This is a genomic window from Phaeodactylibacter xiamenensis, assembly GCF_965229835.1.
Lineage (GTDB): Bacteria > Bacteroidota > Bacteroidia > Chitinophagales > Saprospiraceae > Phaeodactylibacter > Phaeodactylibacter xiamenensis.
Genome location: NZ_OZ245931.1, coordinates 732493 through 756867 on the forward strand (window position 1 = coordinate 732493; position 24375 = coordinate 756867).

Genomic DNA, 24375 nt, shown 5'->3' on the forward strand with positions numbered 1-24375 from the left:
AAAAGCCCGCCCCGAAGGGCAGGCTCCTCACAATAACAAATTCATGTTTTTCTACTGCCGCGGATGCTGAATCGCCGCCTGCGCCGCTGCCAGTCTTGCGATAGGCACGCGGAACGGAGAACAGCTGACGTAATCCAGCCCAATGCGGTGGCAGAAAGCTACAGACTGTGGCTCACCACCGTGCTCTCCGCAGATGCCGGTCTTGAGGCCCGGACGTTGGGCACGGCCACGCTCTACGGCTAATCTTACAAGCTCGCCCACGCCGCGGCGGTCAAGAACCTGGAAGGGATCGTTGACAAGAATGCCTTTTTCGAGATAAATGGGCAGGAAGCCGCCGATGTCATCCCGGCTGAAGCCAAAGCTCATCTGCGTCAGGTCGTTGGTACCGAAGCTGAAGAACTGTGCGATTTCTGCCATTGGCCCGCTGCGCAGGGCAGCACGTGGCGTTTCGATCATTGTACCGAAGAGGTAAGGGATTTCGTCTACGCCTAAGGAAGCACATACCTCTTTGTAGATGCACTTAACGATCTTTTCCTGGTCCTGCAGCTCATTACGGGAGCAGGTAACCGGAATCATAATTTCGGGAAGTGCCTGCCGCCCTTCCATATTCAGCTCAGCAGCAGCTTCCAGGATAGCCCGGACTTGGGTCTCCGTAATCTCGGGATAACTGATACCCAGGCGCACGCCACGGTGGCCCAGCATAGGGTTGTTTTCGTGGAGGGCAAGGACGCGTTTTTCCAGAATACTGACGTCAACCGCGAGCTCTTCTGCCAGTTCTTCCAGCCGCTGCCGGTCGTGAGGTACGAATTCATGCAGAGGCGGGTCGAGCAGGCGGATAGTCACCGGCTTGCCATTCATAACCGCCAGTGTTTTCTTGATATCGCTCTTGATGTAACCGAACAGCTCCTTCAGCGCAGCCCGGCGTTCCTTTCGGTTGGCACTGAGGATCATCTTGCGCAGGAGGTAAAGGGGCTTTTCGCTGCCCTTGCCATAGAACATGTGCTCGGTGCGGAACAAGCCCACGCCCTCAGCTCCAAAGCGCAAGGCATTGGCTGCATCGGCAGGAGACTCGGCATTGGCGCGCACGCCCAGTACCTTAGTCTCGTCTACCAGTGCCATCAGCGTTTGGTAGGCGTCGTTATCGGCCAGATCGACATCCACCACGGGCATACTGCCGAGATAGACTTTACCGGTAGCACCATTGAGGCTGATATAGTCGCCTTCCTTTACCTTTGCTCCGTCAGGTGTAGTGAAATATCCTTCGGCTTCATTGATATCGAGCCCGTTGCAGCCAACAATACAGCACTTACCCCAGCCTCGGGTCACAAGGGCTGCGTGGGAGGTCATCCCGCCTTTGGCAGTCAGTACAGCGGCAGCGTGGTACATCCCGTCTACATCTTCCGGCGAGGTTTCTTCGCGCACCAGGATCACGTTTTCTCCGGCTTGCCTGAGCTCTACGGCTTTTTCGGAAGAAAAGACTGCTTTGCCCATGGCACCACCGGGACCAGCAGGCAGGCCTTTTGCGATTGGTGTGGCGGCACGTTCAGCCATAGCGTCGAGGCGGGGCAGCAGTAGTTCAGTCAGTTGATTGGGGTTGACCCGCATAAGGGCGGTCGGCCTGTCAATCATGCCTTCCTGATACATCTCAGCAGCCATTCGGACGGCGGCGGTGCCATTGCGTTTGCCGGTACGGGTCTGAAGGATATAAAGCTTGCCTTTCTCAATCGTAAACTCAAGGTCCTGCATATCTTTGTAGTGGGCCTCGAGTTGCTGCTGATAATTGTTGAGCTGTGCATAAATCTCGGGCATCACCTCCTCAAGGGTCTGCAGGTTTTCGCTTTGTGTGTTTTTGGAAGCTTCGTTGATCGGCTGTGGCGTGCGGATACCAGCCACCACATCTTCGCCCTGTGCATTGAAGAGGAATTCACCGTAAAACTTATGCTCACCAGTGCCAGGGTTTCGGGTGAAGGCGACACCGGTAGCACAATCTTTGCCCATATTCCCAAAAACCATAGCCTGTACGTTAACGGCAGTGCCCCATTCATCAGGCAGGCCTTCGATACGACGGTATTCTTTGGCGCGCTTTCCATTCCAGCTATCAAAAACGGCACCGATACCGCCCCATAGCTGTGCCATAGGATCTTCAGGGAAGGGCTCTCCAATTTCTCGTTTAACGATGGCTTTGAAGTGGGCAACGATCTGCCGAAGGTCGGCTTCGGTGAGTTCCGTATCGAGTTCGAAACCGCGGGCCTTCTTGATCCCTTCCAGGTGTTCATCCAACAGTTTACGAATGCCTTTGCCTTGTACCGGCGGAATGCCGGCTGCCTTTTCCATCACTACATCGGCATACATCATAATCAGACGGCGGTAGGCATCGTAGGCAAAGCGGGGGTCGTTCGTTTGTGCAATAAGGCCTTGCACGGTTTCATCATTCAGTCCCAGGTTGAGAACGGTATCCATCATGCCAGGCATGGACTGACGTGCGCCAGAGCGGACAGATAAAAGGAGGGGGTTATTGACGTTGCCGTAAGTTTTGCCGGTAAGTTCTTCGATACGCTCAAGAGCAGCCATCACTTCATCTTCCAGCTTAGCTGGAAAATGGCGGCCTGCTTCGTAATAGGCATTGCAGGTATCAGTCGTTATGGTGAAGCCGGGAGGGACCGGGAGTTGAAGTTCCGGATGCCCTGCCATTTCTGCGAGGTTGGCCCCTTTGCCGCCAAGGAGGTTTTTCATTTCCTGGCTTCCGTCGGCCCTGCCGCCACCAAAACGGTAGACGAGCTGTTGGTCCATGTTGATTTGTTTTGTCATGACGATTCGTTTTGATTCCTGAGCAAAAAATATTTCCTGCAAACAATTGCTCCAGGCATAAAAAAGTAATGTTCAAGTTAAAGCTATAGGAAAGATGAGAGCAGGAAAAGGACGGTTGTCATCCCACGAGGTGAGAAATGACAGCAGGGTGGCAGGCAGTCGTCAACCAAAACAGCGAATAAAGCACCGGCTCCACATGATACAGCCTTATATTTTTGTACCCTCCAATGCTTTGCCCAGGATGGCTTCACACAACTGATGGGTAGCCCGGATATCTTCGAGGCTTGGAGCGGAAACAGTACGGGATTGTGCAACGTGAAGCCAGTCTTCCACCATGCCTACAAAGCCCCTTTTGTAAAGGGTGGTATCCCAGGAGCCGGAAGTCATTGCGCTGGTCTGCTCGTTGGCGCAGTGAGTGCCGGAACTGAGGTCGTCCATCGTCCACTTGTTCCCTTTGGAATACAACTCCACCCTTTCTTCGGTGATACCGCTGACCCGGTTCATGCCGCCGGACAGCAGGGTGTCTCCCTGTTGCCATCGGACCTGAATATTTTCCAGCATCCCCCCGTTCATGCTTGCAAAAACGTGAAGATTACGAACCGGCCCCTTCCCAAGAAAACGAAGGCTATCGACCACATGGATGAAGTCGTCAAAAATAAAGGTTCGCGGCAGTCCGGGTAAGTCCACGCGGTTCTTATGCCAGCTTATCTGCCCAGGGTCAGGTACCGCCGCCAATGCCCTGATCATGGGGGCAAACCGCCGGTTGAAGCCCAGGTACAGAGGTGTTTTACTTAGGAAGGCGCATTCCAGTACCTGGTCTGTTTCTTCCAGGGAATAGCTCAAAGGCTTATCGACAAAAACAGGGATTTCTGCCTTCAGCAGTTGCAAGGCAATACCTGCATGGCTCTCTGTGGAACTGTGGACCATTGCGGCATCAGGCTTGGAGCGGATGAGCTGTTCCAAATTAGTGTAGGTGTCACGGATGCGATACTTTTGGGCTAAGGCAGCCAGTGTCTTTGGGTTCCTTGTACAAAGAACGGGAACTACTTTGGTATGATTAGCTAAGATAGGGAGGTAGGCTTTTTGGGCAATTTGCCCGAGACCTATTAATGCGATCTTTATCTTATTTTCCATTGACGGCACGAGAAATACTCCTGTTTTTTGGCTCTTTCATTGCTATTGTCTGCAGATCACCTGCCCAAAGTCCAAATCAGTGCTTTCTTTTTAGTAGCTCTAAAGATGGTATGGTGCTTTTCATTCGGTTCGTCAGCGTACGTCCAGTCCAGGCTCTTCAGTTCTTCGCGTTGTAAGACCTCGGCCAATTGCCTGGTATACTCGAAAATATCAGTAGTATTCGACCCTGCAAACCAGAGTTTTCTGCTGCTGTCGGGCACCTCAGTCAGGTATGCTGCTGCATTTTTCACCAGGAAGTTGTCATTCCACCAAAGCGAAGGGTCCATGGCGATGTAGAAATCAAATGCACCGGGCTGCAGCAGGAAGGTTTCGACAACAAATAAGCCAGCCAGCGACTCACCGATGATCCCATTCTTATCTGTAGTCCTGTAGCTGCGCTCTATTTCGGGCACGAGTTCTTCAAGAATAAATGACCTGAAGTTTTTCGCGCCATCAGTCATTGGGATACCATATTTTTCGTGGGCCACTACTGTGGATGCGCCGGTTAAGTCCCTTCCCCGCTCTGTATTCTCAATGCCTACGAGTATAACTGGCTCAATTTCGTTGCTTTTGATCAGCTCCGCCAGGGTATTTGCAATATGCGGAAAGTCTTCCCCGACCCCACCGTCCGGCATATACAGGACGGGGAAAGCAGCACCTCCGTCTTCATAACCGGGAGGCGTCCAAATATTGATTATACGTTCTTCTCCGACAAACCTGGAGTCGATGGCAATCGACTTATGCACCGGCACCGGGTCGTTATAAACCATCGGCTTACTTTTGCAGCCCAGCAAGAATGTGACAATTAGAAAGCAGGTAAGAAATCTGGTCATTGGTTGTGCTGTAATTTTCTTAGATTGATACGTTTCAGCAAAATACTAATCCACTCCATTTGAAAAGAATTGTAGTCAAAAAAGGGCAAATCCTTCAAAGAAGAGGCGACTAAAATAGTAAAGCCTGTCAAGGCAGAACCGGATTATTGCGTAGTTAAGCCTTTACCAATAAAGGTAAAGAAGATATCTTCAATTTGCCCCAAGCCAATAGATTTCTTCCTTTCAGGCAGCTGCTTTCAATAATGGTCGGCATGTTCAGGGAACCAGCTATGGATGAGATCCCAGCGAAGATAGTGGTCGAAGCCTAAAGGCGGCGAGACACGGGCAAGCATTGAGTAGGTTTACTGTGGCAAACCACTTAATCGTCAGTATAATACGTGTTTTTTCAATCCCATATTTGTGGCCTATCGATTTGCATTGCCCTCAAATAGGATAAAAACTGTCCCGCGTGAACAGATTCGTGATAGCCAATCCGCAGTAAATACTTCCCAAGGATTTTCTTGTCACCATTTCCGGGATGAATAATTTCAGTTTCGCTTAATTCTGTATCTGAAAATTGTCGGATTCTTTCTAAAAATCTATTTCTGTAGGGTTTAGCAAATTCAAGTTCGTCAGCAACGCTAACGAATGGCCGGTTTTCCCAGGGTGTTTTATAATTTGCCATACTTCCGTTACTGATAATAATATTCCACCCGTAATCGGCCTCTAAAACGTGCCTGATTAATTCTATAGCAGTCATTGCTTTTTCATCAGGCTTCCAATTGCAATACCGCTCAGGAAGCCCATTCCAAATTTTGATGCTCCTTCTCCTTATCTCTGTTAAATTCAAAATTATGAGTTCAGATGGAGTCATTTTCTTTGTTTTCGAGAACACTGTTTTACATTACGGCCAAGATGAATGCAGAAAAACAAAAGGATGTAAACCGAATAAAATTGCAGATTGGGTTTAGCGCAAATAAAAAAGCCAGACCCGCGAGGAATCTGGCTTCAAGCTATTTTTTTGTTTTACCTAGTAGCTCCACCAGGACTCGAACCTGGATCTTAGGTTCCGGAAACCTACATACTATCCCTTGTACTATGGAGCCAACCTTGATTTTCAAGTCGCTTCCTTTCGGAGCGGCTGCAAATATAAGAAAGCAGTTTACAAAACACAAACTCTATCTTTAAAATTCCCCTTAGCATAACATTTTTGTGCTGGTGCGTTTTTATAGGTAAAAATACCTGTATGAGAACCCTCCTTCTGATTAGCTTTTTAGCTTTTGTTATTCAATTGAATGCTCAACTGGGGCTTTCCGGCAGCGCCCGGTTTAATGATGCGCCGGACTGGAACTATCCGGCTTCTGGTACCGAAGGGGCAAACCCGCTTGGCAATGGCTGGGCCGTGGGTGTCGACTATTGGATACCGCTGGGGCAAACCCGCATCGATTTACTGCCGGAGCTCAACTTCGGTCATTCAGCGCAAACGATTGATATTGTTGGCGATCCGCATGAGTTTACTCAAAATGCCTTTAGCTTGTTCCTGAATACCAACTTTTACGTGTTGGACCTGGAGGGAGACTGCGACTGCCCCACTTTCTCCAAATCTGGCGATTTCTTTCAGAAAGGCTTTTTCCTGCAGGTCTCTCCCGGGGTTTCCTATTTTCAGCACACCATCCAAACCCGGGAATCTGCGGCGGTCGATATTGAAGAAGATACTTTTGCTTTCAGTATCGGAGCAGGGGCAGGTCTTGATATTGGATTATCAGATATCCTTACCCTCACTCCGATGGCCGGCTTTCGGTACTATCTGCCCTCCGAATGGGCGGGATTAAGAACCGTTTTTCCTTCGCCAGAAGGGATCCCTTTTAGAACTGAAAGCAGTATTCAACAGTTTTGGGCCGGGCTACGGCTGGGCATCCGTTTCGATCAGCGGTAGCTTCCGGCGCTTGGCTTTTTGATGGAATAAAGGGGTGCGCTCAGAGGCAATATAAACGGTATTCGGGCCCGTAAAGTCTACCGCCTCATACTGCGTGGGCATCACGCAACGGGCACCACGCTTGCGTTGCATCTGCCCGCTGAGGAAGTCTGTCCCTTCAAAATCCCGGAAGAGGAATAAATCGGCGGGGGTGAGTGGGAAAAAGCCCAGGAACATTTTAAAACGGTAGGCTAAAAGAACTACCGTTTGCCCGTCTTCACTTATAGCTGCCGCTGTTACTATGCGTTTAGGCAGTTCCAGCTGCCCCCGGAGCTGAGCCGTATAGGTGCCAGGTTTTGCGGGCAGGCTGTAATGTTTGGTGATAAAGCTCTGCTCAGATTTGTCTTTGGAGAACAAGTGCAAGCTGTCCTGATAATAGAAAAAGCCTTCCATATCGAACTGCCACTCTGCTTTGGGCGGAGGGAAAGCTTCCTGATCCGGATACGCAAACCGGATACTGTCCAACTGCCCGTCTCTCGACAAAATGTAGATACATAAATCCTGCCGCCGGTTGCCGTTGTTGCCAAAGTCACCAATAAAGATGCGCCCATCCGGTGACGCAGTGAGGTCCTCCCAGTCCCGGTTGAGGCTGCCGGGCACAGCATAGGCTTCCAGCAATACTCCTCCCCCATCGGTCCGGTATAATTCCGGGGCATTCCCACTGTCATTGAGCCACCAAAGGCTGTCAGCACCAGCAAAATAGGCACCAGATGCTTCGGTAATTTCTTTTGGTAGTTTAAATTTTTTATTACTAAGAAAATTCTGACTGAGTAAAAGTGAGCTATAGAACAGTAATATTGCAATTGAAGTTATCCGCATAAGAGTTGATTTTTTTTGCTGCAAAGGTACGATTGTGGGCGTGAATGAGCGGTATGGGGTTTACAGGGCATGAGAGTTTGGAACACAGATTGGACTGATTGCGCAGATTTCCACTGATTGCGAGCGGGGCATAAGAGCGGGACATGCTGGTATGGCGGCACAGGACTAGCAAGATCAGTGGTATCAGTCAGATCAGCGGCATCAGTGTACTCCTGTCGGGTGTAGCGTGAGGGAACACAGATTGGACTGATTGCGCAGATTTCCACTGATTGCGAGCGGGGGCATAAGAGCGGGACATGCTGGTATGGCGGCACAGGACTAGCAAGATCAGTGGTATCAGTCAGATCAGCGGCATCAGTGTACTCCTGTCGGGTGTAGCGTGAGGGAACACAGATTGGACTGATTGCGCAGATTTCCACTGATTGCGAGCGGGGCATAAGAGCGGGACATGCTGGTATGGCGGCACAGGACTAGCAAGATCAGCACGCTCAGTCAGATCAGCAGCATCAGTGTATTCCCGCGCTACGTGGAGGCTGTACCCTACTGCTGTGCATAAGGATTAAAGCGACTAAACGCCTTCCTCCCACCCTTCCCAATTTCGTAAGCCAAAACCAAATAAAACACTGACAACCAGTTTTTTACACTCAAAATACCACTTTAACAAACCGTAGCACTCCGCCGTTTTTAATTCGCATTTGGCTCAGGGCCCCACTACATTTGAAATCCTTAGCATCAGAAAAATCAACGACAACCTAAAATACATACAAGCCCCGCCCGGCCCGGCCGAAGCGCGTTGGCTTGTTTTTTTTAAGTACAAATTAAGATGGCAACAATCAACAAGTACAGCAGGGAACTTACACAAGACGATACCCGTCCGGGAGCTCAGGCGATGCTCTATGCCCTGGGGCTCACAGAAGAAGACCTTAAAAAAGCACAGGTGGGCATTGCCAGTACCGGCTGGGAGGGCAACCCTTGTAATATGCACCTCAACGACCTCGCGGCCGAAATCAAAGGCGGTGTAAAGGCCGAGGGGCTGCTAGGGCTGATTTTTCATACCATTGGAGTAAGCGATGGCATGTCTATGGGCACCGATGGTATGCGGTTTTCTCTACCTTCCCGCGACATTATTGCCGACTCAATTGAAACAGTGGCTTCTGCACAGTGGTATGATGCTATCGTGCCAGTTGTGGGCTGTGATAAGAATATGCCGGGCGCTATGATGGCCTTGGCTCGCCTCAACCGCCCCGGGCTTGTTGTCTACGGGGGGACGATTGCACCGGGCTGCCACAAAGACCAGAAACTGGATATCGTCTCTGCCTTCGAAGCCTACGGGCAGCGGATTGCCGGAACGATTGATGAAACCGACTTTAAAGCCGTTATCAGGAATGCCTGCCCGGGGCCGGGCGCATGTGGGGGGATGTATACGGCAAATACCATGGCATCTGCGATTGAAGCCATGGGTATGAGCCTGCCGTTCAACTCCAGCATCCCGGCAGAGAGCATGGAAAAACAGGCGGAGTGCCACAAAGTAGGCGCTGCCATCCACCATCTGCTGCGTGAGGACATTAAGCCGCGCGACATCATGACCCGTAAGGCTTTTGAGAATGCGGTAACGGTTATCACTGCCCTTGGCGGGTCCACCAATGCCGTGCTGCACATGATTGCGATCGCCCGGGCTGCCGAGGTGGAATTCTCTATCGATGACTTTCAGAAAATCGGTGACCGTACACCCTTTATCGCCGACCTGAAACCCAGTGGCAAGTACGTCATGCAAGATCTCTACGAAGTAGGCGGTGTACCGGGCGTAATGAAGTTGCTATTGGAAGAAGGGTACCTGCACGGCGACTGCATGACCGTGACCGGAAAAACCATTGCGGAAAACCTGAGTACTATTAAGGGGCTAAAGGAAGGGCAGGACGTGATCCGCCCGGTATCCAACCCCATCAAGCCTACCGGGCATATCCGCATCCTTTACGGCAACCTGGCCGAACAGGGGGCTGTCGCCAAAATCACTGGCAAGGAAGGCGAATACTTCAAAGGCAGAGCCAAAGTCTTTAATAGTGAAGTCGAGGCCAACGAAGCCATCAGCAATCATAAAATTGAAGCCGGCGATGTGGTGGTCATCCGCTACTGTGGCCCCAAAGGCGCTCCGGGCATGCCCGAAATGCTAAAGCCTACCTCTGCCATTATGGGCGAAGGGCTGGGCAAAGAAGTCGCACTGATTACCGATGGGCGGTTCTCAGGAGGCACCCACGGCTTCGTAGTAGGCCACATCACGCCCGAAGCACAAGCCGGTGGCCTCATCGGGCTGCTGCAGGATGGCGATACCATAATTATCGATGCGGTCAACAATACGCTTAAAGCAGACCTTACCGAAGCTGAAATTGAAAAACGCCGGTCCGCATGGCAGGAACCACCGCTGCGGGCTACCACCGGCATTTTACGCAAGTATGCCAAAACGGTCACTTCAGCCAGCGAAGGCTGTGTAACCGACCAGCTGTAACCCTTGCAGGCACACACTTCTCAGGACCATGAAAATCGACCATGTATGAAACAGCAAGCCACTTCAACTGATACCATTGAGCTGCCCGGAAAAACGGAGCATATGTCGGGCGCCGAGGCTATCCTCCGATGCCTGATTGAAGAGAAGGTAGATACCATTTTTGGTTATCCCGGTGGTGCCATTATGCCAGTGTATGATGCCCTTTATCACTACGAAAAGCAACTCCGCCATATTTTGCCCCGGCACGAGCAAGGAGCTATACATGCTGCCGAAGGTTATGCCAGAGTCACCCGGCAGACTGGCGTTTGTATGGCCACCTCAGGCCCGGGCGCAGCCAACCTGATCACCGGGCTTGCTGATGCGTTGCTTGACTCGGTCCCTTTGGTATGCATTACCGGGCAGGTTTACTATCACCTGCTGGGCAGCGATGCCTTTCAGGAAACAGACGTGATCAATTGTACCATGCCGGTCACAAAATGGAATTATCAGATCACCTCAGCAAAGGAAATCCCGGAAGTATTTGCAAAAGCATTTTACGTTGCCAACAGCGGGCGCCCCGGCCCGGTTGTCATCGATATCACTAAAAATGCTCAGATTGAAATGCTGGATTTTCAATATAAAAAGCAGGGGCCTATCCGCTCTTACAAGCCCAAGCCAAAACCTTCCACCTCCGCATTAACCGCCGCTGCCGCGCTGATTAATGCCGCTGAACAGCCGCTGATTCTGGCTGGCCATGGTATTCAGATCGCTCATGCACAAGATGCTTTCCGGCAATTCGTAGAGAAGTCAGGTATTCCACTGGCGTGCACCATCCACGGGCTAAGCAGTATTCCCAACAGCCACCCTCTGCATATGGGTATGCTGGGCATGCACGGCAATTACGCACCCAATGTAATGCAAAACCGCTGCGATGTGCTCATTGCGATCGGCATGCGCTTCGATGACCGGGTAACGGGCAATCTGGAAAAATATGCCAAACAGGCCAAAGTCATCCACATCGAAATCGATCCTTCTGAGATCAATAAGAATGTACCGGCAGATGTCGCCGTGCTTGCCGACGCAAAGGAGGCACTGGAGAAACTGCTCCCTATGATCAAAGAGAAACAATACCCCGAATGGATCGCCCGGTTTAAGGAGATGGACGCAGAAGAAGAGGAAAAAGTGATCCGGCACGATATGTCCCCTTCCGAAGACGGGCAAATCCGTATGGGAATGGTGGTGCGCGAAGTCTCCCGCCAAACCAAAGGACAGGCCGTGGTGGCTACTGACGTAGGCCAGCATCAAATGATCGCAGCCCGCTATTACGACTATGAGTCCACCAATCAGTGGGTCAGCTCCGGGGGGGCAGGGACGATGGGCTATGGCCTGCCTGCGGCTTTCGGGGCCAAACTGGCGCAACCGGAACGTGAGGTTGTGGCTTTCATCGGCGATGGAGGCTTCCAGATGACCATTCAGGAGCTCGGGCTTTGCGCCCAAATGGATACGGCAGTGAAAATTGTACTGCTCGACAACAACTTCCTGGGCATGGTACGGCAATGGCAGGAGCTTTTCTTCGACCGCCGCTACTCTTCCGTAGAGCTGCAAAATCCGGACTTCGTGAAAATTGCAGAAGGGTTTGGGGTACCGGGCAAGACCATCTCCGATCCCGCTGAACTTTCTGAGTCCATAGCGGAAATGCTGGCACATGACGGCCCATACCTCCTGCATGTACGGGTGGAGAAAGAAACCAATACCTTCCCAATGGTGCCTTCCGGTGCAGCGGTAGACGAAATTGTACTGGAACCGCAGCCCAAGAAAGCCTAATCTAATGAACCGGCCCGGCATGAAGCCCGGCACATTTTCACTTAAATGGAAAAGCAACAATTCACCATAACGGTTTTCACGGAGAACTACAGTGGCCTGATGTCACGGGTGGTTTCCGTCTTCAGCCGCCGCCATATCAACATCGAGAGCCTCACCACCAGCCAGTCTTCCCAGCCGGACATCCACCGTTTCACCATCGTGGTGCAGGTTACGGAAGAAATGGTCAGGAAGCTCGTCGCCCAGCTCGAAAAGCAAGTCGATGTACTTAAGGCCTTTTATTACACTTCCGAGGAGGTCGTCTACCAGGAGATTGCCCTTTACAAGGTGCCCACCCACGTGTTCAGCAACAGCGAAAATGTGGAGCACCTGATCCGCAAACACAATGCCCGTGTGCTGGTGATCGAGCCGGAGTTTATTGTCCTCGAAAAGACGGGCCATGAGCACGAGACCACTGCTTTCTTCCATGAGCTGGAGAAAATTGGCATCTACGAGTTCGTCCGCTCCGGCCGGGTGGCGATTGTGAAGCCTATGGAGCGGTTGAACCGGTATCTAAAGGAGCTGGAAACAGAACAAACTAATACTTAGGTATCACACAGCCAGATCAAGTGGCAGGTCTGAAATATCTTTAAGCCGTTTGCCTTCTATCATGATATTAAGTAAATGCTGATTGTCTTCATTTCCAATTTCCTCTACAGCCTTTTGCAACTCATATAGCGCGAAGTGGTAAACACAATCAATATCACCAGTTCCTAATGCAATAGAGCTGATCCGGCTGGGGGTAGGTTCCGCAGTAACGATAACAATATGCGGAGAACGCCCTTTTCGATTTCTCAGGAGGTTTAAAGCTTCAGACCTGGCATTCTGGGCCCGGTCACTTCGTAATGTCCACTTGCAAGATATACTTGCGTGTAAAATTGGAGCTGAATTAGCCCTTTTCCTTAATGAGCTCTGCTTATTTGTATCACCATCAACAAGCGTATTATAAAGGTTAATGTGTTCGTCGCATTCCGGTTCCCTTACGACGACAATGTCTGGAGAAATAGAATAATCATTGCCCAACGCTGCGGCTAGCACCTGATTGTTAATTGCAAGTGCTTTCAAATCAATAAGATGAATGTATTGCTCAAACCGTGCTATGGATTCAGAAGCTCTTGACCGTACCTGTTCAATTGTCCATTTTCCGGGACGGAGGTGACCTAGTTTCAAAAAGGTTGCATTGAGGAACTCACTGGTCAATGCCTCAAACTGATTCCCAAGCGTTTGCCCGGAAAGGCGCCCGACTTTTAGCTTACCGCCAATTGCTGCATAAATATGGCTTGCAACCTCCCTACTGAACAGCTGACTGTTATCTGCAAAGTTAGGTACACCTTCATTATTGGTAAAGACCAGTTCATCTAAAAGTTGCTGATGAAACCTGGCTCTTTCGGAAGAAATCAGCCCACCGATCATTTATTTGTATTTTCAGAGAATGCAAATTCAAGTTCGATTCCTGGTTTATCAAAAACTTGTTCTTTTCGCAAAGCAGAAGCGATAGCTGCTCCTATCCCCTTAGCAACAGGAGGCGGAAAAGCATTACCAACTTGCCGGTATGAGGCCGTTTTTTTTCCGGTAAATATCCACTCCTCGGGGAAGCCTTGAATAATTGCTGCCATTCTGACGGTTAGTTTAGGGATCCCTTCAAAGCCGGGCCCGGGAGGCTCATCTGCCAGGCTTTTCCCATTTACACCCAGTTCAAGCCAGGCTTTTTTTGCTCTTGTGGGCCCAAGGTCTGCACCTCCATGCTTTTTAGACCCTCCAACTATAGTAGGAGCAATATCATTTGCCTTGTTTTTCCACGTTACTGCACCTTCCCAGCCATTTGCCTTCATCTGCTGATAGAGCGCTTCTCCTACGGTAAGCCTTTTCTCCTCCGTTTGCGATGGCCAGTCAAAATAAGGCCAGTACGCTTTCTTCAGCCCAACTAATATAGCACGGGGGCGCAACTGAGGCACGCCATAGTCAGCGGCATAAACCAATTTCCAATCTCCTAAATACCCAAGCTTCTCCAACTTGCGAAGAATCTGCTTCCGGTAGTTTGTGAACTTCTTGCTCATCAAACCTTTGACGTTCTCAATCATAACAGCTTTCGGACGGGTTTCTTCCACCAATCGCAAGGCATCAGGGAACAAATCGCGTTCATCATCCCAACCCAGCTGTTTGCCCGCAACTGAAAACGGTGGGCACGGAACTCCCCCTGCAAAAAGGTCGATTCCTTTAAAAGGCTTGCCATCAAACTTTCGAACGTCTTCTTCAATAACGTTCCACAAAGGACGGTTATGCCTAAGTGTATTGCAAGCATGATGATCTACTTCAACCAATGCAACATGTTCAAAGCCTGCCGCTTCCAAACCAATGGCTTGCCCTCCTGCACCTGCACAGATTTCCAACGATGTTAGCTGATTATTAATCGCACTCATTTAAAACATTTCAGCTAAAATACACTTTTTGTTTCAAATAATCTAATCCTTCAAAATCCCCTCCCGTTTGGCATCCTCCGTGTAGCCATGAAGTTGTACCGGTGCTTTCTTGCGATCCGCCCGCAGCCGCATGTTGAGGAACTCCACAAAAAGGGAAAAAGTAATGGCAAAGTAGAGGTAGCCCTTTGGGATTGTGCCCACTTCTGAACCGGCAATTGAAAAGTCCGCCAAATGTGCGCCCTCCGCAATCAGCATGAAGCCGATCAGGATCAGGAAGGCCATGCCCAGCATTTGTATAGTCGGGTTCTTGTTAACAAAGGTCGCCACCGGATTGGCGAACAACATCATAATCACTACAGATACCACTACGGCAATGATCATAATAATCAATGCACCGGTCACCCCATTTGTCATGCCTACCGCAGTCAGGATGGAATCGAAAGAGAATACGATGTTGATGAGGGTGATCTGAATGATCACATTCGTCAGTGATGCCTTACCTTTCGGAGTCTCATCGTGGGGGTCCTCTTCCTCAAGCTTGTGGCGGATCTCGGTGGTGCTCTTGTACAGCAGGAACAGCCCGCCTATGATGAGAATGATGCTCTGCCCGTTGAAATCTCCATGTATCCAAGACATATTTAGACTAAACCAGGTATCTTCCATAGCCACCAGAACAGACACTCCAAACAACAGCACAATACGCAGCACCATAGCCAAAATCAGCCCAATATTGGTGGCTTTGGGGCGCTCTTCCTCCGGCAGTTTGCCGGAAGCGATGGAAATGAAGATGATGTTGTCAATCCCCAGTACAATTTCCAGAAAAGTAAGCGTCAGCAGGCTCATCCAAACGGCTCCGCTGGCAAAATCGGGCATGATAAAATCCATAGTGTATCAGTTTTTCTGACCGCAAGTTTACGAAAATCCCGATTAGCTATAGGGCTGCCCCTGCTATCATTTTTTACCTTTACAAAAAAAGCGAAGACATGAAGTACCGCCGCCTACGTAATGAAGAGCTGCAGGAACTGGAAAAGGAGTTCGTCAACTTCCTGGCCGCCAATCAGGTAACAGCTGATGACTGGGAAAAAATAAAAGGAGAGGATAATGATAAAGCCAACCGCCTGATCGAAATCTTCAGCGATATGGTCTTCGATAAGGTACTGGAGGATGTTGAGTACCTCGAACATAAAACACCGCACGACCTAAAAGCCTTCCGTTTCGGGGAGGAGCAGGCTGAAATGAATGGGCTGAAAATTGAAGGCGAGTCTTCCGTAGACCTTACCCAACAGCAAAGCCCCGAGCAAATGCAGGAACAGCTGAAGTTAACCGGCGCCAAGCTCAAGCTCTACACTGCCGAGAAAAAGTACGCCGAATCCCGAAAAATGGAAATCTTTCACCTTATGGAAGGTGGTGCCCTTATTTCCCGGGACGGTGCCTTGTTCAATTCCCTGGAATCCCTTAAAGCTTAATCCTTATGCGCTTCCTTACTTTTGCCTGCCTGCTACTGCTTTCCACCATCTCCGGTGCCCAGGATGCCCTTAATGTCAGTCTTTTCGGCCAGTACAATCCTGGTGACGGCCGGGCTTCAGGTTCCTGGAGCTATGTGGGGGCTGATGGCACTGAATATGCCCTGTTGGGTGCACAGACCGGCACTGCTGTCGTCGAAATCGGTACCAATGGCAGCCTCACGGAACGCGCATTCATTCCCGGCCCGCCTTCCAACTGGCGGGAAATCACGGTAGTAAGTGACCATGCCTATGTCGTGACAGAAGGCGGTGCCAATCCCCATCCCGGCATGCAGGTCATTGATTTGAGTGGATTGCCTCAGAACGCTTCCTTAGTGACAACCTATAACTCCCAATTCAACCGGGGGCACATCATACAAAAGGACATTTTTCAGGAACAGCCCTACGTGTTTGTCTGCGGGACGACCACTACTTCCGGGGTGCACATTATTGATATCTCAGACCCGGTCAATCCTCAACAGGTGGGGCTTTATCAGCCGGGGTACTACATCCACGACTGCCACGTCAGAGGAGATATCCTCTTCGCAGCCGCTTTCTATGAAGGCACGATGGATATTTTGGATATTTCTGACCCCGCCAACCCGGTGCTCCTCAACCGCATGCCCTATCCCGGCGGAAATACCCATAGCATGACCACTACGCTGGATATGAATTACCTCTTCCTGTGTGATGAGCAGGATGGGCTGGTCGCTCGTATGTATGACATTTCTGACCTTACCGAGCCGGTACAAGTTGCTACCTACACCGCTAATATCCAAAGCCTGGTGCACAACCCGTACATCCGGGGCGACTTCATGTTTATCACCCACAATACAGAAGGTCTGCGCGTGCTGGATATTTCAGATCCGGAAGTCCCAGTGGAAGTTGGCTACTTCGACACCTACCCCGGTCAGAGCGGCGGCTTCAGTGGGCTTTGGTCGGCTTGCCCCTATCTGCCTTCCGGCAAAATCATAGGCGGCAATCGGGAAGACGGTCTTTACGTTTGGGAGTTTAACAACACCCAAGCCAATCGGTATTACGGGCAAGTCATCGATAGTTTGACTGGCGCCCCCATCGTCAATGCTGTTATCACTGCCCCTGAACTACCAGGGTTCGTACTGACTACAGATTTTGACGGCGCCTTTGCTTCCGGCACCTTGTCCAGCAGTATCACCCTTCAGGTCACCCGAAGTGGCTACGTGACCAAAACCCTCGAAGTGGACATCGAACCCGGCACCGGTACCGAATTCACAGTAGCGCTTAGCCCCATCAGCACTGCTACTCAAAACGAGCGGCAAAAATACCAGGTCCGCACCTACCCTGTCCCCGCCACGCAGCAACTCACCATCGACCTTCCGGATTTGCCGAAAGGCGCTACTGCGGCATTACTGTCTACAGCAGGGAAAGTCCTGAAAAGTTGGCCTGCGCTACCCAAAAATCAGCTGCGCGTAGAACGAAGCAGCATTCCGGCCGGGCAATACCTTTTTGTGGTCTATGCTTCGCAGGGAACAATACTGACCACTGCCCCTGTCGTTTTTCGTTAATCCGTAATCTTGCAAGCTTAGTTTTGTTAAGCTTGCTTAGCCTGCAACTCTCTTCTATGGGTGAATCTCCTTTTCGAGCTGCCAATACCGAAAACAAAGCCAAACCAAATACCCCAGCAGCCCCAGGGAAACAACAGGCCAAACCAGTATAAAAAGCAACGCATTCACCTCAAAATAAGACAAACCCGTGCCATTAGCCACATTGATTATAAAATCAGTACAATACACATAAGCCCTAATAATCCATTCCATACCACTACTCATACCGAAGTGATTTGATTTTTCGCCGCATTCGGACCACGCCAATCAATAGCAGCAACATCATAAATGGCCACCCCGCCCCAAGCAGTAAAACATTCGACAGCCCATATGTTCCGGTGCCAGCCAGTAACCGGATAACCCCAAAGTAACCCGATTTCAGCCACTCCGCAGGTGGGTACTCAACATGGTGACGGAGGCAGTATTCAGTATCATCATGGCAACGCCAGGTGCAGCGGTCGGGATCACCTTCAGATGGATTGATGGCAGGAATGGAAACGCCATAGGTAACGCCTCCTTTGTACTCGTAGGCAAGAGGCTGCTGCCATCGGGAAACCTCATTGACCACTACCATAATCAGGTAGGGTAAGAGCAGAAGCAACAAGTATTTCATCCGGGAAAACATATCCTACTCCTCCCCCTTCAGCAAATCCGGGCGACGGGTACGGGTGCGCTCCACCGCCTTATCCATCCGCCATTCTTCAATCTTTTTGAAGTTGCCGGACTTAAGGATTTCCGGTACTTTCCATCCCCTAAACTCCTCCGGGCGCGTGTACACAGGTGGCGCTAATAGATTGTCCTGAAAAGAATCAAACAAAGCCGAAGTTTCATCATTCAACACCCCCGGCAGCAGGCGCCCGATCGAATCTACCAGCACTGCAGCAGGCAACTCGCCCCCCGAGAGCACAAAATCACCAATGGAAATCTCCATCGTCACCAAATGCTCCCTGATGCGCTCGTCAATGCCTTTGTAATGCCCGCAGATGATCATCAGGTTTTCCTTTAGGGAAAGGCGGTTGGACAGGCCTTGGTGCAGGCGTTCCCCATCAGGGGTCATGTAGATGATCTCATCGTAGGCACGTTGAGATTGCAGGTCCTCAATGCAGTTGACCAGGGGCTCCAGCATCATCACCATACCTGCTCCACCGCCGTATTGGTAGTCATCTACCTGCCGGTGCTTGCCGATGCCATATTCCCTCAGATTCTGCAAGTGTACCTCCAGCAGGCCTTTGTCCTGCGCCCGTTGCATGATGGAGTGGCTGAGCGGGCTTTCCAAAAGCTCCGGCAAAACGGTGATGATGTCGATGCGCATGTTCCCTTTTTTCTGCAAATGTAGCAATTCGGACGGAAGTCCGCCCTACCACAAACAGTCCTGATAATCGGTCAGCATATGAAATAACAACCCGACCGCTACAATTCGTGTTTTGGGCAAGAATAGCAGCAAAAAGTAAGCACCGATAGCCGGATAGGAATGCAACGGGTGGAAGCCAATACTGCAGCGCCCCGGGTCAAAGATAGGGTCTGCCAGCAGATGGTCCAGGTCTACGAGCATAGTGGCAACCATGATCAGCCACGCCCGCTGCCATTGCGAACGGAAAAACAGGTAAGCCAATAAGCCGGGCGCCAGAAAGTGCAGGCTGTAGTGGACCAGCGGTTGGAGCAATGCCATTTCCAAGCAATTTTACGATGCTGTAAAAACACAACAGGCACTCCCGGCTATCCCGGAAGCACCTGTCGACATTTTCTTATTCTGAAAGGGCTTACTGGATTTCCAGCAGTTCCACTTCGAAAATCAGGGTTTCGTATGGGCCGATCTTTCCGCCCGCGCCCCGTGGCCCGTAGGCCAGATCAGATGGAATATACAACTTCCACTTAGATCCCTGAGGCATAAGCTGCAGCGCTTCCGTCCAGCCCTTGATGACCTGGTTTACCCCAAATGAAGTAGGCTCGCCACGTTCTACGGAACTGTCAAACACAGTGCCATCGGTAAGTGTGCCGTGGTAATGGACTTTCACCTTGCTGGTTTCAGTAGGCTTAGGGCCACTGCCTTCCTTGAGAATTTCATACTGCAAGCCACTGTCCGTAACTTTTATTTCTTCGCGCTTAGCATTCTCTGCCAGAAAAGCTTTGCCGGCTTCAATTGCATCAGCGTGCTTCGCCTGCTGCTTTTTCATCATGTACTGCTGTACAACCTGATTGGCCTCCTCTGCGGTAAACTTTGGCTCGTTGCCCGACAATACATCGTGGATAGCCGTAGTCATAGACGTTTCGTCCAGGTTGTCAAAGCCCTGGCTTTGCAGGTTTTGCGCTAAAAGTACGCCCAGAGCGTAACTAAGTGAATCCATTTCCTGTGCTTTTGCTGTGGTCATTGTGAACAGCCCTGCTAACATAAGGGCTGATAGAATTGTTTTATTCATAAATACTTTGATTTTCTGTTCTGCTGAAACGCTGCGAAGAAAAGAAAATTATAACGCTTTCAATAACCCAGGTAAAAAAAGCTGCAAACATTGACCTGTATAAGACCTTTCAATACCGTAGACTTTTTTACGACAGACCTCACTTTATGAAAATCAACATACCTGAATCCGACCAGGAACGCATCGTTATTGTAGGCGGTGGATTTGGCGGGCTGACTCTTGCCCGCGAACTCAAAAAACAAAACTACCAGATCGTTCTGATTGACAAGCACAACTACCACCAGTTCCAGCCACTGTTTTATCAGGTGGCTATGTCCGGCCTGGAGCCCAGCTCCATCGTTTTTCCCTTCCGGAAAGCTTTTCAGGGCGAAAAGAACATCTTCATCCGGGTAACGGAGGTGGAACGGGTGGACACGGACCAAAAGCAGCTCCATACCCCACTCGGCATCTGCAACTACGATTATCTGGTCCTGGCCATTGGCGCAGATACCAATTTCTTTGGCAATGAGGAAATTGCACAGAAAGCCCTGCCCATGAAATCCGTTTCAGAAGCGCTCCATCTGCGCAATCGTATCCTCACCGATTACGAAATCGCATTATCCGTAACGGATTACGAAAAACGGCAACAACTGATTGACATCGTCATCGTTGGTGGAGGGCCTACCGGTGTGGAAGTAGCGGGCGCTCTGGCAGAAATGAAGCGCTATGTCCTCCCGAAAGACTATCCACAGCTGAATACCGATGAGATTGACATACACTTAGTGGAAGGCGCTGACCGCCTGCTGCTGGGCATGTCAGAAGAAGCCGCTCAAAAAGCACAGGAATTCTTGGAAGGGCTTGATGTCAAAGTCAAACTCAATGCAATGGTCACCGGATTTGATGGGCAGCACGCCACACTGAGCGACGATTCTAAAATTCCGACCCATAAGCTCATCTGGGCAGCCGGTGTAGCAGGCAATAAAATGCCGGGGCTGCCAGATGAAGCGTTAGTAAAAGGCCGCAGGCTCGCCGTAGACCGCTTCAACCGGGTACAGGGCACGCAGGATATTTTTGCCATTGGCGATATTGCTTACATGGAAGAGCCCGACTACCCCAAAGGGCACCCACAGGTGGCACAGGCTGCGATGCAGCACGCCAAACAATTGGGCAAAAACTTCAAAAGGCTATCAAAGGGCAAAGAAATGGAACCTTTCTCCTACAAGGACCTCGGTTCTATGGCCACTATCGGCCGCAACCGTGCCGTAGCCGACCTGCCCGGCTTTAAATTCCAGGGGGCTTTCGCATGGTTGATATGGCTGTTTGTACACCTCTTCCAGATTTTGGGAGCCAAAAACAAAGTGTTCATATTCGTCAACTGGGTCTGGAACTACCTGACTTACGACCAATCCCTGCGCCTGATCATCCGCCCCAAAGAAGGCCCTGCGGACGTCGCCCGGGAATGATAGAATTTTTACATAAAAAGGAGCAACCCAAATTCCGGATTGCTTGTTAGGCGGACAGAAAAAAGTCGTACCTTTGCGGCTCAAAATTACGGTGCGGGGCATGAGCTCCATTCCAAAAATCCTAACCGAATATAACAATACAAGCGACGGATAATGAAACACACCACCTCCTTCGATCAGTTTGTGAACCGCCACAACGGGGTTTCTAATAAAGATCTGCCGAAAATGCTTGAAACCATTGGCGTACAGTCACTGGATCAGCTTATCGACGAGACTGTGCCGGACAAAATCCGCTTAAAAAGGGAAATGGACCTGCCGGAAGCCCTGACGGAGTTTGACTTCCTCAACGAGCTGAAGCGCACCGCTGCCAAGAACAAGGTTTACAAAACCTACATCGGCATGGGCTACCACGGCACGATCACGCCTTCGGTTATTCTCCGCAACGTCTTCCAAAATCCGGGCTGGTACACACAGTACACCCCTTATCAGGCTGAAATATCCCAGGGCCGCCTGGAGGCATTGCTCAACTTCCAGACCATGGTGAGCGATCTCACGGCTCTGCCGATCGCTAATGCTTCACTCCTGGACGAAGGCACAGCTGCAGCGGAGGCAATGACCATGTTCTACAGCCAGAAGAACAAACGCAACAAAGGGGAAGCCATCAATCAGTTCCTCGTTGCCGATACCGTCCTGCCACAAACCATTGAGGTATTGATGACCCGGGCCAAGCCGCTTGACATCGAAGTAGTGGTAGGCAACTGGAAGTCCTTTGAATTGACAGATAAAGTCTTCGGTATGCTGCTGCAGTATCCGGACCGTACCGGTAAGGTAGAGGATTACCGGGCACTGGCAGAACAAGCCAATGACAAGGAGGTCTATCTGACTGTTGCAGCCGATATCCTCAGCCTTGCCCTGCTCACCCCTCCTGGTGAATGGGGCGCAGATGCTGTGGTAGGCAATACGCAGCGTTTTGGAGTCCCCATGGGCTACGGTGGCCCGCATGCTGCTTTCTTTGCCACACGTGAGCAATTTAAGCGGCAGATTCCCGGGCGCATCATTGGGGTTTCTGTGGACCGGCATGGACAGGCTGCCTACCGTATGGCACTTCAGACCCGCGAGCAGCACATCCGCCGGGAGAAAGCGACCTCAAATATCTGCACCGCACAGGCACTTCTGGCTGTAATGGCTAGCATGTACGCTGTATACCACGGGCCTAAAGGCATCAAAGCCATTGCCCGCCGGGTACATGAACTCGCAAAGATTCTGGACCAAAACCTGCAAGCCCTGGGTTATGAGCAGCAGAACGGGCATTACTTCGACACCCTGAGTATCAAAGCGGACGCCGAACTTATTCAGGCCATCAAAACTGAAGCCTTGAACCAGGAGACCAACTTCTGGTACACCGAAGACAGCATACAAATCAGCCTGGACGAAACGGTAAACCTCGCAGAAATTGAGCGCCTCGCTGCACTTTTCGCTAAAGTGAAAGGGCAATCTGCCAGCTTCACAGCAGAAGTGAAAGAAGGGCTTCAATTGCCAACTGCACTGGAGCGTTCCTCCGGCTATCTGACGCATCCGAAATTCAACAGCTATCATACCGAAACGGAAATGATGCGCTACCTCAAGTCACTGGAAAACAAGGACTTGTCCCTCATGCATTCGATGATCCCTTTAGGTAGCTGTACCATGAAACTGAATGCGGCTACAGAACTGATCCCGGTAAGCTGGCCAGAGTTTGCCAACGTCCACCCTTTTGCTCCTGTCGATCAGGCAGCAGGTTACTTCCAAATCTTCCGCGAACTGGAAGCCTGGCTGAGCGAAATTACCGGCTTTGCCGCTTGTTCTTTGCAGCCCAACTCGGGCGCACAGGGCGAGTACGCCGGCTTGCTGACCATCCGTGCCTACCACGAAGCCAACAGCGACTTTCACCGCAATGTGGCGCTCATCCCGGACTCTGCTCACGGTACCAACCCGGCAAGCGCAGTCATGGCAGGCATGAAAGTCGTGGTTGTGAAGTGTGATAATCAGGGCAATATCGACCTGGAAGACCTTCGCGCAAAAGCCGAGAAGCACAGCAATGAGCTGTCCGCTCTGATGGTCACCTACCCATCTACCCACGGTGTATTTGAGACTGAAATTCAGGAAATCTGCAAAATCATCCACGATAACGGCGGCAAGGTCTATATGGACGGTGCCAATATGAACGCGCAGGTCGGCCTGACAAGCCCAGGCATTATTGATGCCGATGTTTGCCACCTCAACCTGCACAAGACCTTTGCCATCCCACACGGTGGCGGTGGCCCCGGCATGGGCCCGATTTGCGTCAACGAGAGCCTGAAGCCCTTCCTGCCTAATCACGGTATGATTCAAACTGGTGGCAAGCAAGGCATCGGAGCAGTCAGCGCAGCGCCATTTGGCAGTGCCAGTATCCTGCTGATTTCTTACGCTTACATCAGAATGTTAGGCAAGAAGGGGCTCACGGATGCCTCAAAAGCAGCCATCTTGAATGCCAATTACATCAAAGCCCGCCTTGAAAGCGCCTATGATGTGCTCTTTACCGGCAGATACGGCCATTCAGCTCACGAGCTCATTATTGACCTGCGCCCCTATAAATCTGTGGCTTCCGCAGAGGATGTAGCCAAGCGCCTGATTGACTATGGCTTCCATGCCCCCACCCTATCCTGGCCTGTGCCCGGCACGATTATGATCGAGCCTACAGAAAGTGAAAGCAAAGACGAGCTCGACCGCTTCTGCGATGCCATGCTTTGCATTCGGGAAGAGATCGATGAGATTGCCCGGGGCGAAGCTGCCGAGGACAACAACGTGCTGGTCAACGCCCCACACGCCCTGCAGCTGATCACCATGGATGATTGGCACCTGCCTTACTCCCGGTCCAAAGCGGCCTTCCCTCTACCCCACTTGCGCTTCGAGCATAAGTTTTGGGTCAGCGTAGGCCGCGTAGATAACGCCTTCGGCGACCGCAACCTGGTCTGTACCTGCCCGCCGATGGAGGCTTATGAGGAGGATGCGTTGAGCTAGGATTGAACTTTAGATGAACTTTACTTCACCCTCAGGTTCTTAT

20 protein-coding genes and 1 tRNA gene are annotated in these 24375 nt (G+C 50.9%); 8 read left to right on the forward strand and 13 right to left on the reverse strand.

Annotation, left to right across the window (positions count from 1 at the left end):
• Nucleotides 1-51: 51 nt before the first annotated feature.
• From ppdK to ACO08I_RS02740, 5 genes are all read right to left on the reverse strand, one after another.
• On the reverse strand, nt 52-2808 hold the full coding sequence (ppdK, locus tag ACO08I_RS02720) for a pyruvate, phosphate dikinase (RefSeq protein ID WP_421948401.1): 2757 nt from the start codon (nt 2806-2808) through the stop codon (nt 52-54).
• A 207-nt stretch (nt 2809-3015) separates the two neighbouring features.
• Complete coding sequence (locus tag ACO08I_RS02725; RefSeq protein WP_421948402.1) at nt 3016-3942, reverse strand: Gfo/Idh/MocA family protein; 927 nt, start codon at nt 3940-3942, stop codon at nt 3016-3018.
• 56 nt (nt 3943-3998) lie between these two features.
• The gene (locus ACO08I_RS02730) at nt 3999-4751 is read right to left on the reverse strand and encodes an alpha/beta hydrolase (protein ID WP_421948403.1); all 753 of its coding nucleotides are present in this window, start codon (nt 4749-4751) and stop codon (nt 3999-4001) included.
• Nucleotides 4752-5199: 448 nt separating this feature from the next.
• Nucleotides 5200-5667, reverse strand: a complete 468-nt coding sequence (locus tag ACO08I_RS02735) for a DinB family protein (protein WP_421948404.1) — start codon at nt 5665-5667, stop codon at nt 5200-5202.
• Between the two features lie 160 nt (nt 5668-5827).
• Nucleotides 5828-5899 (reverse strand) — tRNA-Arg (locus tag ACO08I_RS02740).
• A 140-nt stretch (nt 5900-6039) separates the two neighbouring features.
• Between ACO08I_RS02740 and ACO08I_RS02745 the strand changes: the two genes are divergently transcribed.
• Complete coding sequence (locus ACO08I_RS02745) at nt 6040-6729, forward strand: autotransporter outer membrane beta-barrel domain-containing protein (protein WP_421948405.1); 690 nt, start codon at nt 6040-6042, stop codon at nt 6727-6729.
• On the opposite strand, the gene ACO08I_RS02750 is transcribed toward ACO08I_RS02745, so the two are convergent.
• Entirely contained in the window at nt 6697-7587 is an 891-nt protein-coding gene (locus ACO08I_RS02750) for a hypothetical protein (protein ID WP_421948406.1), read from the reverse strand. The genes ACO08I_RS02745 and ACO08I_RS02750 overlap by 33 nt on opposite strands.
• A gap of 823 nt (nt 7588-8410) precedes the next feature.
• Between ACO08I_RS02750 and ilvD the strand changes: the two genes are divergently transcribed.
• Genes ilvD through ilvN form a run of 3 tightly spaced genes read left to right on the forward strand, consistent with a single transcriptional unit; the run spans nt 8411 to nt 12478 of the window.
• On the forward strand, nt 8411-10090 hold the full coding sequence (gene ilvD / locus ACO08I_RS02755; protein ID WP_282784443.1) for a dihydroxy-acid dehydratase: 1680 nt from the start codon (nt 8411-8413) through the stop codon (nt 10088-10090).
• Between the two features lie 45 nt (nt 10091-10135).
• On the forward strand, nt 10136-11893 hold the full coding sequence (gene ilvB, locus ACO08I_RS02760; RefSeq protein ID WP_282784444.1) for a biosynthetic-type acetolactate synthase large subunit: 1758 nt from the start codon (nt 10136-10138) through the stop codon (nt 11891-11893).
• Nucleotides 11894-11938: 45 nt separating this feature from the next.
• On the forward strand, nt 11939-12478 hold the full coding sequence (gene ilvN / locus ACO08I_RS02765; RefSeq protein WP_282784446.1) for an acetolactate synthase small subunit: 540 nt from the start codon (nt 11939-11941) through the stop codon (nt 12476-12478).
• A gap of 3 nt (nt 12479-12481) precedes the next feature.
• Here ilvN and ACO08I_RS02770 read toward each other — a convergent pair whose 3' ends face one another.
• The 3 genes from ACO08I_RS02770 to ACO08I_RS02780 are packed head-to-tail and all read right to left on the reverse strand — an operon-like array spanning nt 12482 to nt 15234.
• Nucleotides 12482-13342 (reverse strand): NgoMIV family type II restriction endonuclease, encoded by an 861-nt coding sequence (locus ACO08I_RS02770; protein WP_282784448.1) that lies wholly within the window; start codon nt 13340-13342, stop codon nt 12482-12484.
• Nucleotides 13339-14349: a DNA cytosine methyltransferase gene (locus ACO08I_RS02775; protein ID WP_282784450.1), complete on the reverse strand. Its 1011-nt coding sequence runs from the start codon at nt 14347-14349 to the stop codon at nt 13339-13341. The genes ACO08I_RS02770 and ACO08I_RS02775 overlap by 4 nt, the downstream gene beginning before the upstream one ends.
• 42 nt (nt 14350-14391) lie before the next feature.
• Nucleotides 14392-15234, reverse strand: coding sequence for a TerC family protein (locus ACO08I_RS02780; protein WP_421948407.1), 843 nt, complete (start codon nt 15232-15234; stop codon nt 14392-14394).
• 98 nt (nt 15235-15332) lie between these two features.
• Here ACO08I_RS02780 and ACO08I_RS02785 point away from each other — a divergent pair, with 98 nt between their 5' ends.
• Both ACO08I_RS02785 and ACO08I_RS02790 read left to right on the forward strand, forming a co-directional pair.
• Nucleotides 15333-15815, forward strand: coding sequence for a DUF6495 family protein (locus tag ACO08I_RS02785; RefSeq protein ID WP_421948408.1), 483 nt, complete (start codon nt 15333-15335; stop codon nt 15813-15815).
• 5 nt (nt 15816-15820) lie between these two features.
• Nucleotides 15821-17395, forward strand: coding sequence for a choice-of-anchor B family protein (locus ACO08I_RS02790; RefSeq protein WP_421948409.1), 1575 nt, complete (start codon nt 15821-15823; stop codon nt 17393-17395).
• 256 nt (nt 17396-17651) lie between these two features.
• Here the strand turns inward: ACO08I_RS02790 and ACO08I_RS02795 are convergent, their stop codons facing one another.
• From ACO08I_RS02795 to ACO08I_RS02810, 4 genes are all read right to left on the reverse strand, one after another.
• On the reverse strand, nt 17652-18047 hold the full coding sequence (locus tag ACO08I_RS02795; RefSeq protein WP_282784458.1) for a hypothetical protein: 396 nt from the start codon (nt 18045-18047) through the stop codon (nt 17652-17654).
• A gap of 15 nt (nt 18048-18062) precedes the next feature.
• On the reverse strand, nt 18063-18746 hold the full coding sequence (gene trmD / locus ACO08I_RS02800; protein ID WP_421948410.1) for a tRNA (guanosine(37)-N1)-methyltransferase TrmD: 684 nt from the start codon (nt 18744-18746) through the stop codon (nt 18063-18065).
• 45 nt (nt 18747-18791) lie between these two features.
• Nucleotides 18792-19103, reverse strand: coding sequence for a DUF6122 family protein (locus tag ACO08I_RS02805; protein ID WP_282784462.1), 312 nt, complete (start codon nt 19101-19103; stop codon nt 18792-18794).
• 91 nt (nt 19104-19194) lie between these two features.
• Entirely contained in the window at nt 19195-19779 is a 585-nt protein-coding gene (locus ACO08I_RS02810; protein WP_421949746.1) for an FKBP-type peptidyl-prolyl cis-trans isomerase, read from the reverse strand.
• A 218-nt stretch (nt 19780-19997) separates the two neighbouring features.
• On the opposite strand from ACO08I_RS02810, the gene ACO08I_RS02815 reads away from it, so the two are divergent.
• Nucleotides 19998-21293, forward strand: a complete 1296-nt coding sequence (locus tag ACO08I_RS02815) for an NAD(P)/FAD-dependent oxidoreductase (protein ID WP_421948411.1) — start codon at nt 19998-20000, stop codon at nt 21291-21293.
• A gap of 153 nt (nt 21294-21446) precedes the next feature.
• Nucleotides 21447-24332, forward strand: coding sequence for an aminomethyl-transferring glycine dehydrogenase (gcvP, locus tag ACO08I_RS02820; protein ID WP_282784468.1), 2886 nt, complete (start codon nt 21447-21449; stop codon nt 24330-24332).
• Nucleotides 24333-24375: the final 43 nt, after the last annotated feature.

What these genes read in the sequence shown, in the direction of transcription:
- ppdK (WP_421948401.1), bottom strand. Translation starts at nt 2,808, where the DNA reads ATGACAAAACAAATCAACATGGACCAACAGCTCGTCTACCGTTTTGGT.
- ACO08I_RS02725 (WP_421948402.1), bottom strand. Translation starts at nt 3,942, where the DNA reads ATGGAAAATAAGATAAAGATCGCATTAATAGGTCTCGGGCAAATTGCC.
- ACO08I_RS02730 (WP_421948403.1), bottom strand. Translation starts at nt 4,751, where the DNA reads ATGGTTTATAACGACCCGGTGCCGGTGCATAAGTCGATTGCCATCGAC.
- ACO08I_RS02735 (WP_421948404.1), bottom strand. Translation starts at nt 5,667, where the DNA reads ATGACTCCATCTGAACTCATAATTTTGAATTTAACAGAGATAAGGAGA.
- ACO08I_RS02745 (WP_421948405.1), top strand. Translation starts at nt 6,040, where the DNA reads ATGAGAACCCTCCTTCTGATTAGCTTTTTAGCTTTTGTTATTCAATTG.
- ACO08I_RS02750 (WP_421948406.1), bottom strand. Translation starts at nt 7,587, where the DNA reads ATGCGGATAACTTCAATTGCAATATTACTGTTCTATAGCTCACTTTTA.
- ilvD (WP_282784443.1), top strand. Translation starts at nt 8,411, where the DNA reads ATGGCAACAATCAACAAGTACAGCAGGGAACTTACACAAGACGATACC.
- ilvB (WP_282784444.1), top strand. Translation starts at nt 10,136, where the DNA reads ATGAAACAGCAAGCCACTTCAACTGATACCATTGAGCTGCCCGGAAAA.
- ilvN (WP_282784446.1), top strand. Translation starts at nt 11,939, where the DNA reads ATGGAAAAGCAACAATTCACCATAACGGTTTTCACGGAGAACTACAGT.
- ACO08I_RS02770 (WP_282784448.1), bottom strand. Translation starts at nt 13,342, where the DNA reads ATGATCGGTGGGCTGATTTCTTCCGAAAGAGCCAGGTTTCATCAGCAA.
- ACO08I_RS02775 (WP_282784450.1), bottom strand. Translation starts at nt 14,349, where the DNA reads ATGAGTGCGATTAATAATCAGCTAACATCGTTGGAAATCTGTGCAGGT.
- ACO08I_RS02780 (WP_421948407.1), bottom strand. Translation starts at nt 15,234, where the DNA reads ATGGATTTTATCATGCCCGATTTTGCCAGCGGAGCCGTTTGGATGAGC.
- ACO08I_RS02785 (WP_421948408.1), top strand. Translation starts at nt 15,333, where the DNA reads ATGAAGTACCGCCGCCTACGTAATGAAGAGCTGCAGGAACTGGAAAAG.
- ACO08I_RS02790 (WP_421948409.1), top strand. Translation starts at nt 15,821, where the DNA reads ATGCGCTTCCTTACTTTTGCCTGCCTGCTACTGCTTTCCACCATCTCC.
- ACO08I_RS02795 (WP_282784458.1), bottom strand. Translation starts at nt 18,047, where the DNA reads ATGAAATACTTGTTGCTTCTGCTCTTACCCTACCTGATTATGGTAGTG.
- trmD (WP_421948410.1), bottom strand. Translation starts at nt 18,746, where the DNA reads ATGCGCATCGACATCATCACCGTTTTGCCGGAGCTTTTGGAAAGCCCG.
- ACO08I_RS02805 (WP_282784462.1), bottom strand. Translation starts at nt 19,103, where the DNA reads ATGGCATTGCTCCAACCGCTGGTCCACTACAGCCTGCACTTTCTGGCG.
- ACO08I_RS02810 (WP_421949746.1), bottom strand. Translation starts at nt 19,779, where the DNA reads ATGGATTCACTTAGTTACGCTCTGGGCGTACTTTTAGCGCAAAACCTG.
- ACO08I_RS02815 (WP_421948411.1), top strand. Translation starts at nt 19,998, where the DNA reads ATGAAAATCAACATACCTGAATCCGACCAGGAACGCATCGTTATTGTA.
- gcvP (WP_282784468.1), top strand. Translation starts at nt 21,447, where the DNA reads ATGAAACACACCACCTCCTTCGATCAGTTTGTGAACCGCCACAACGGG.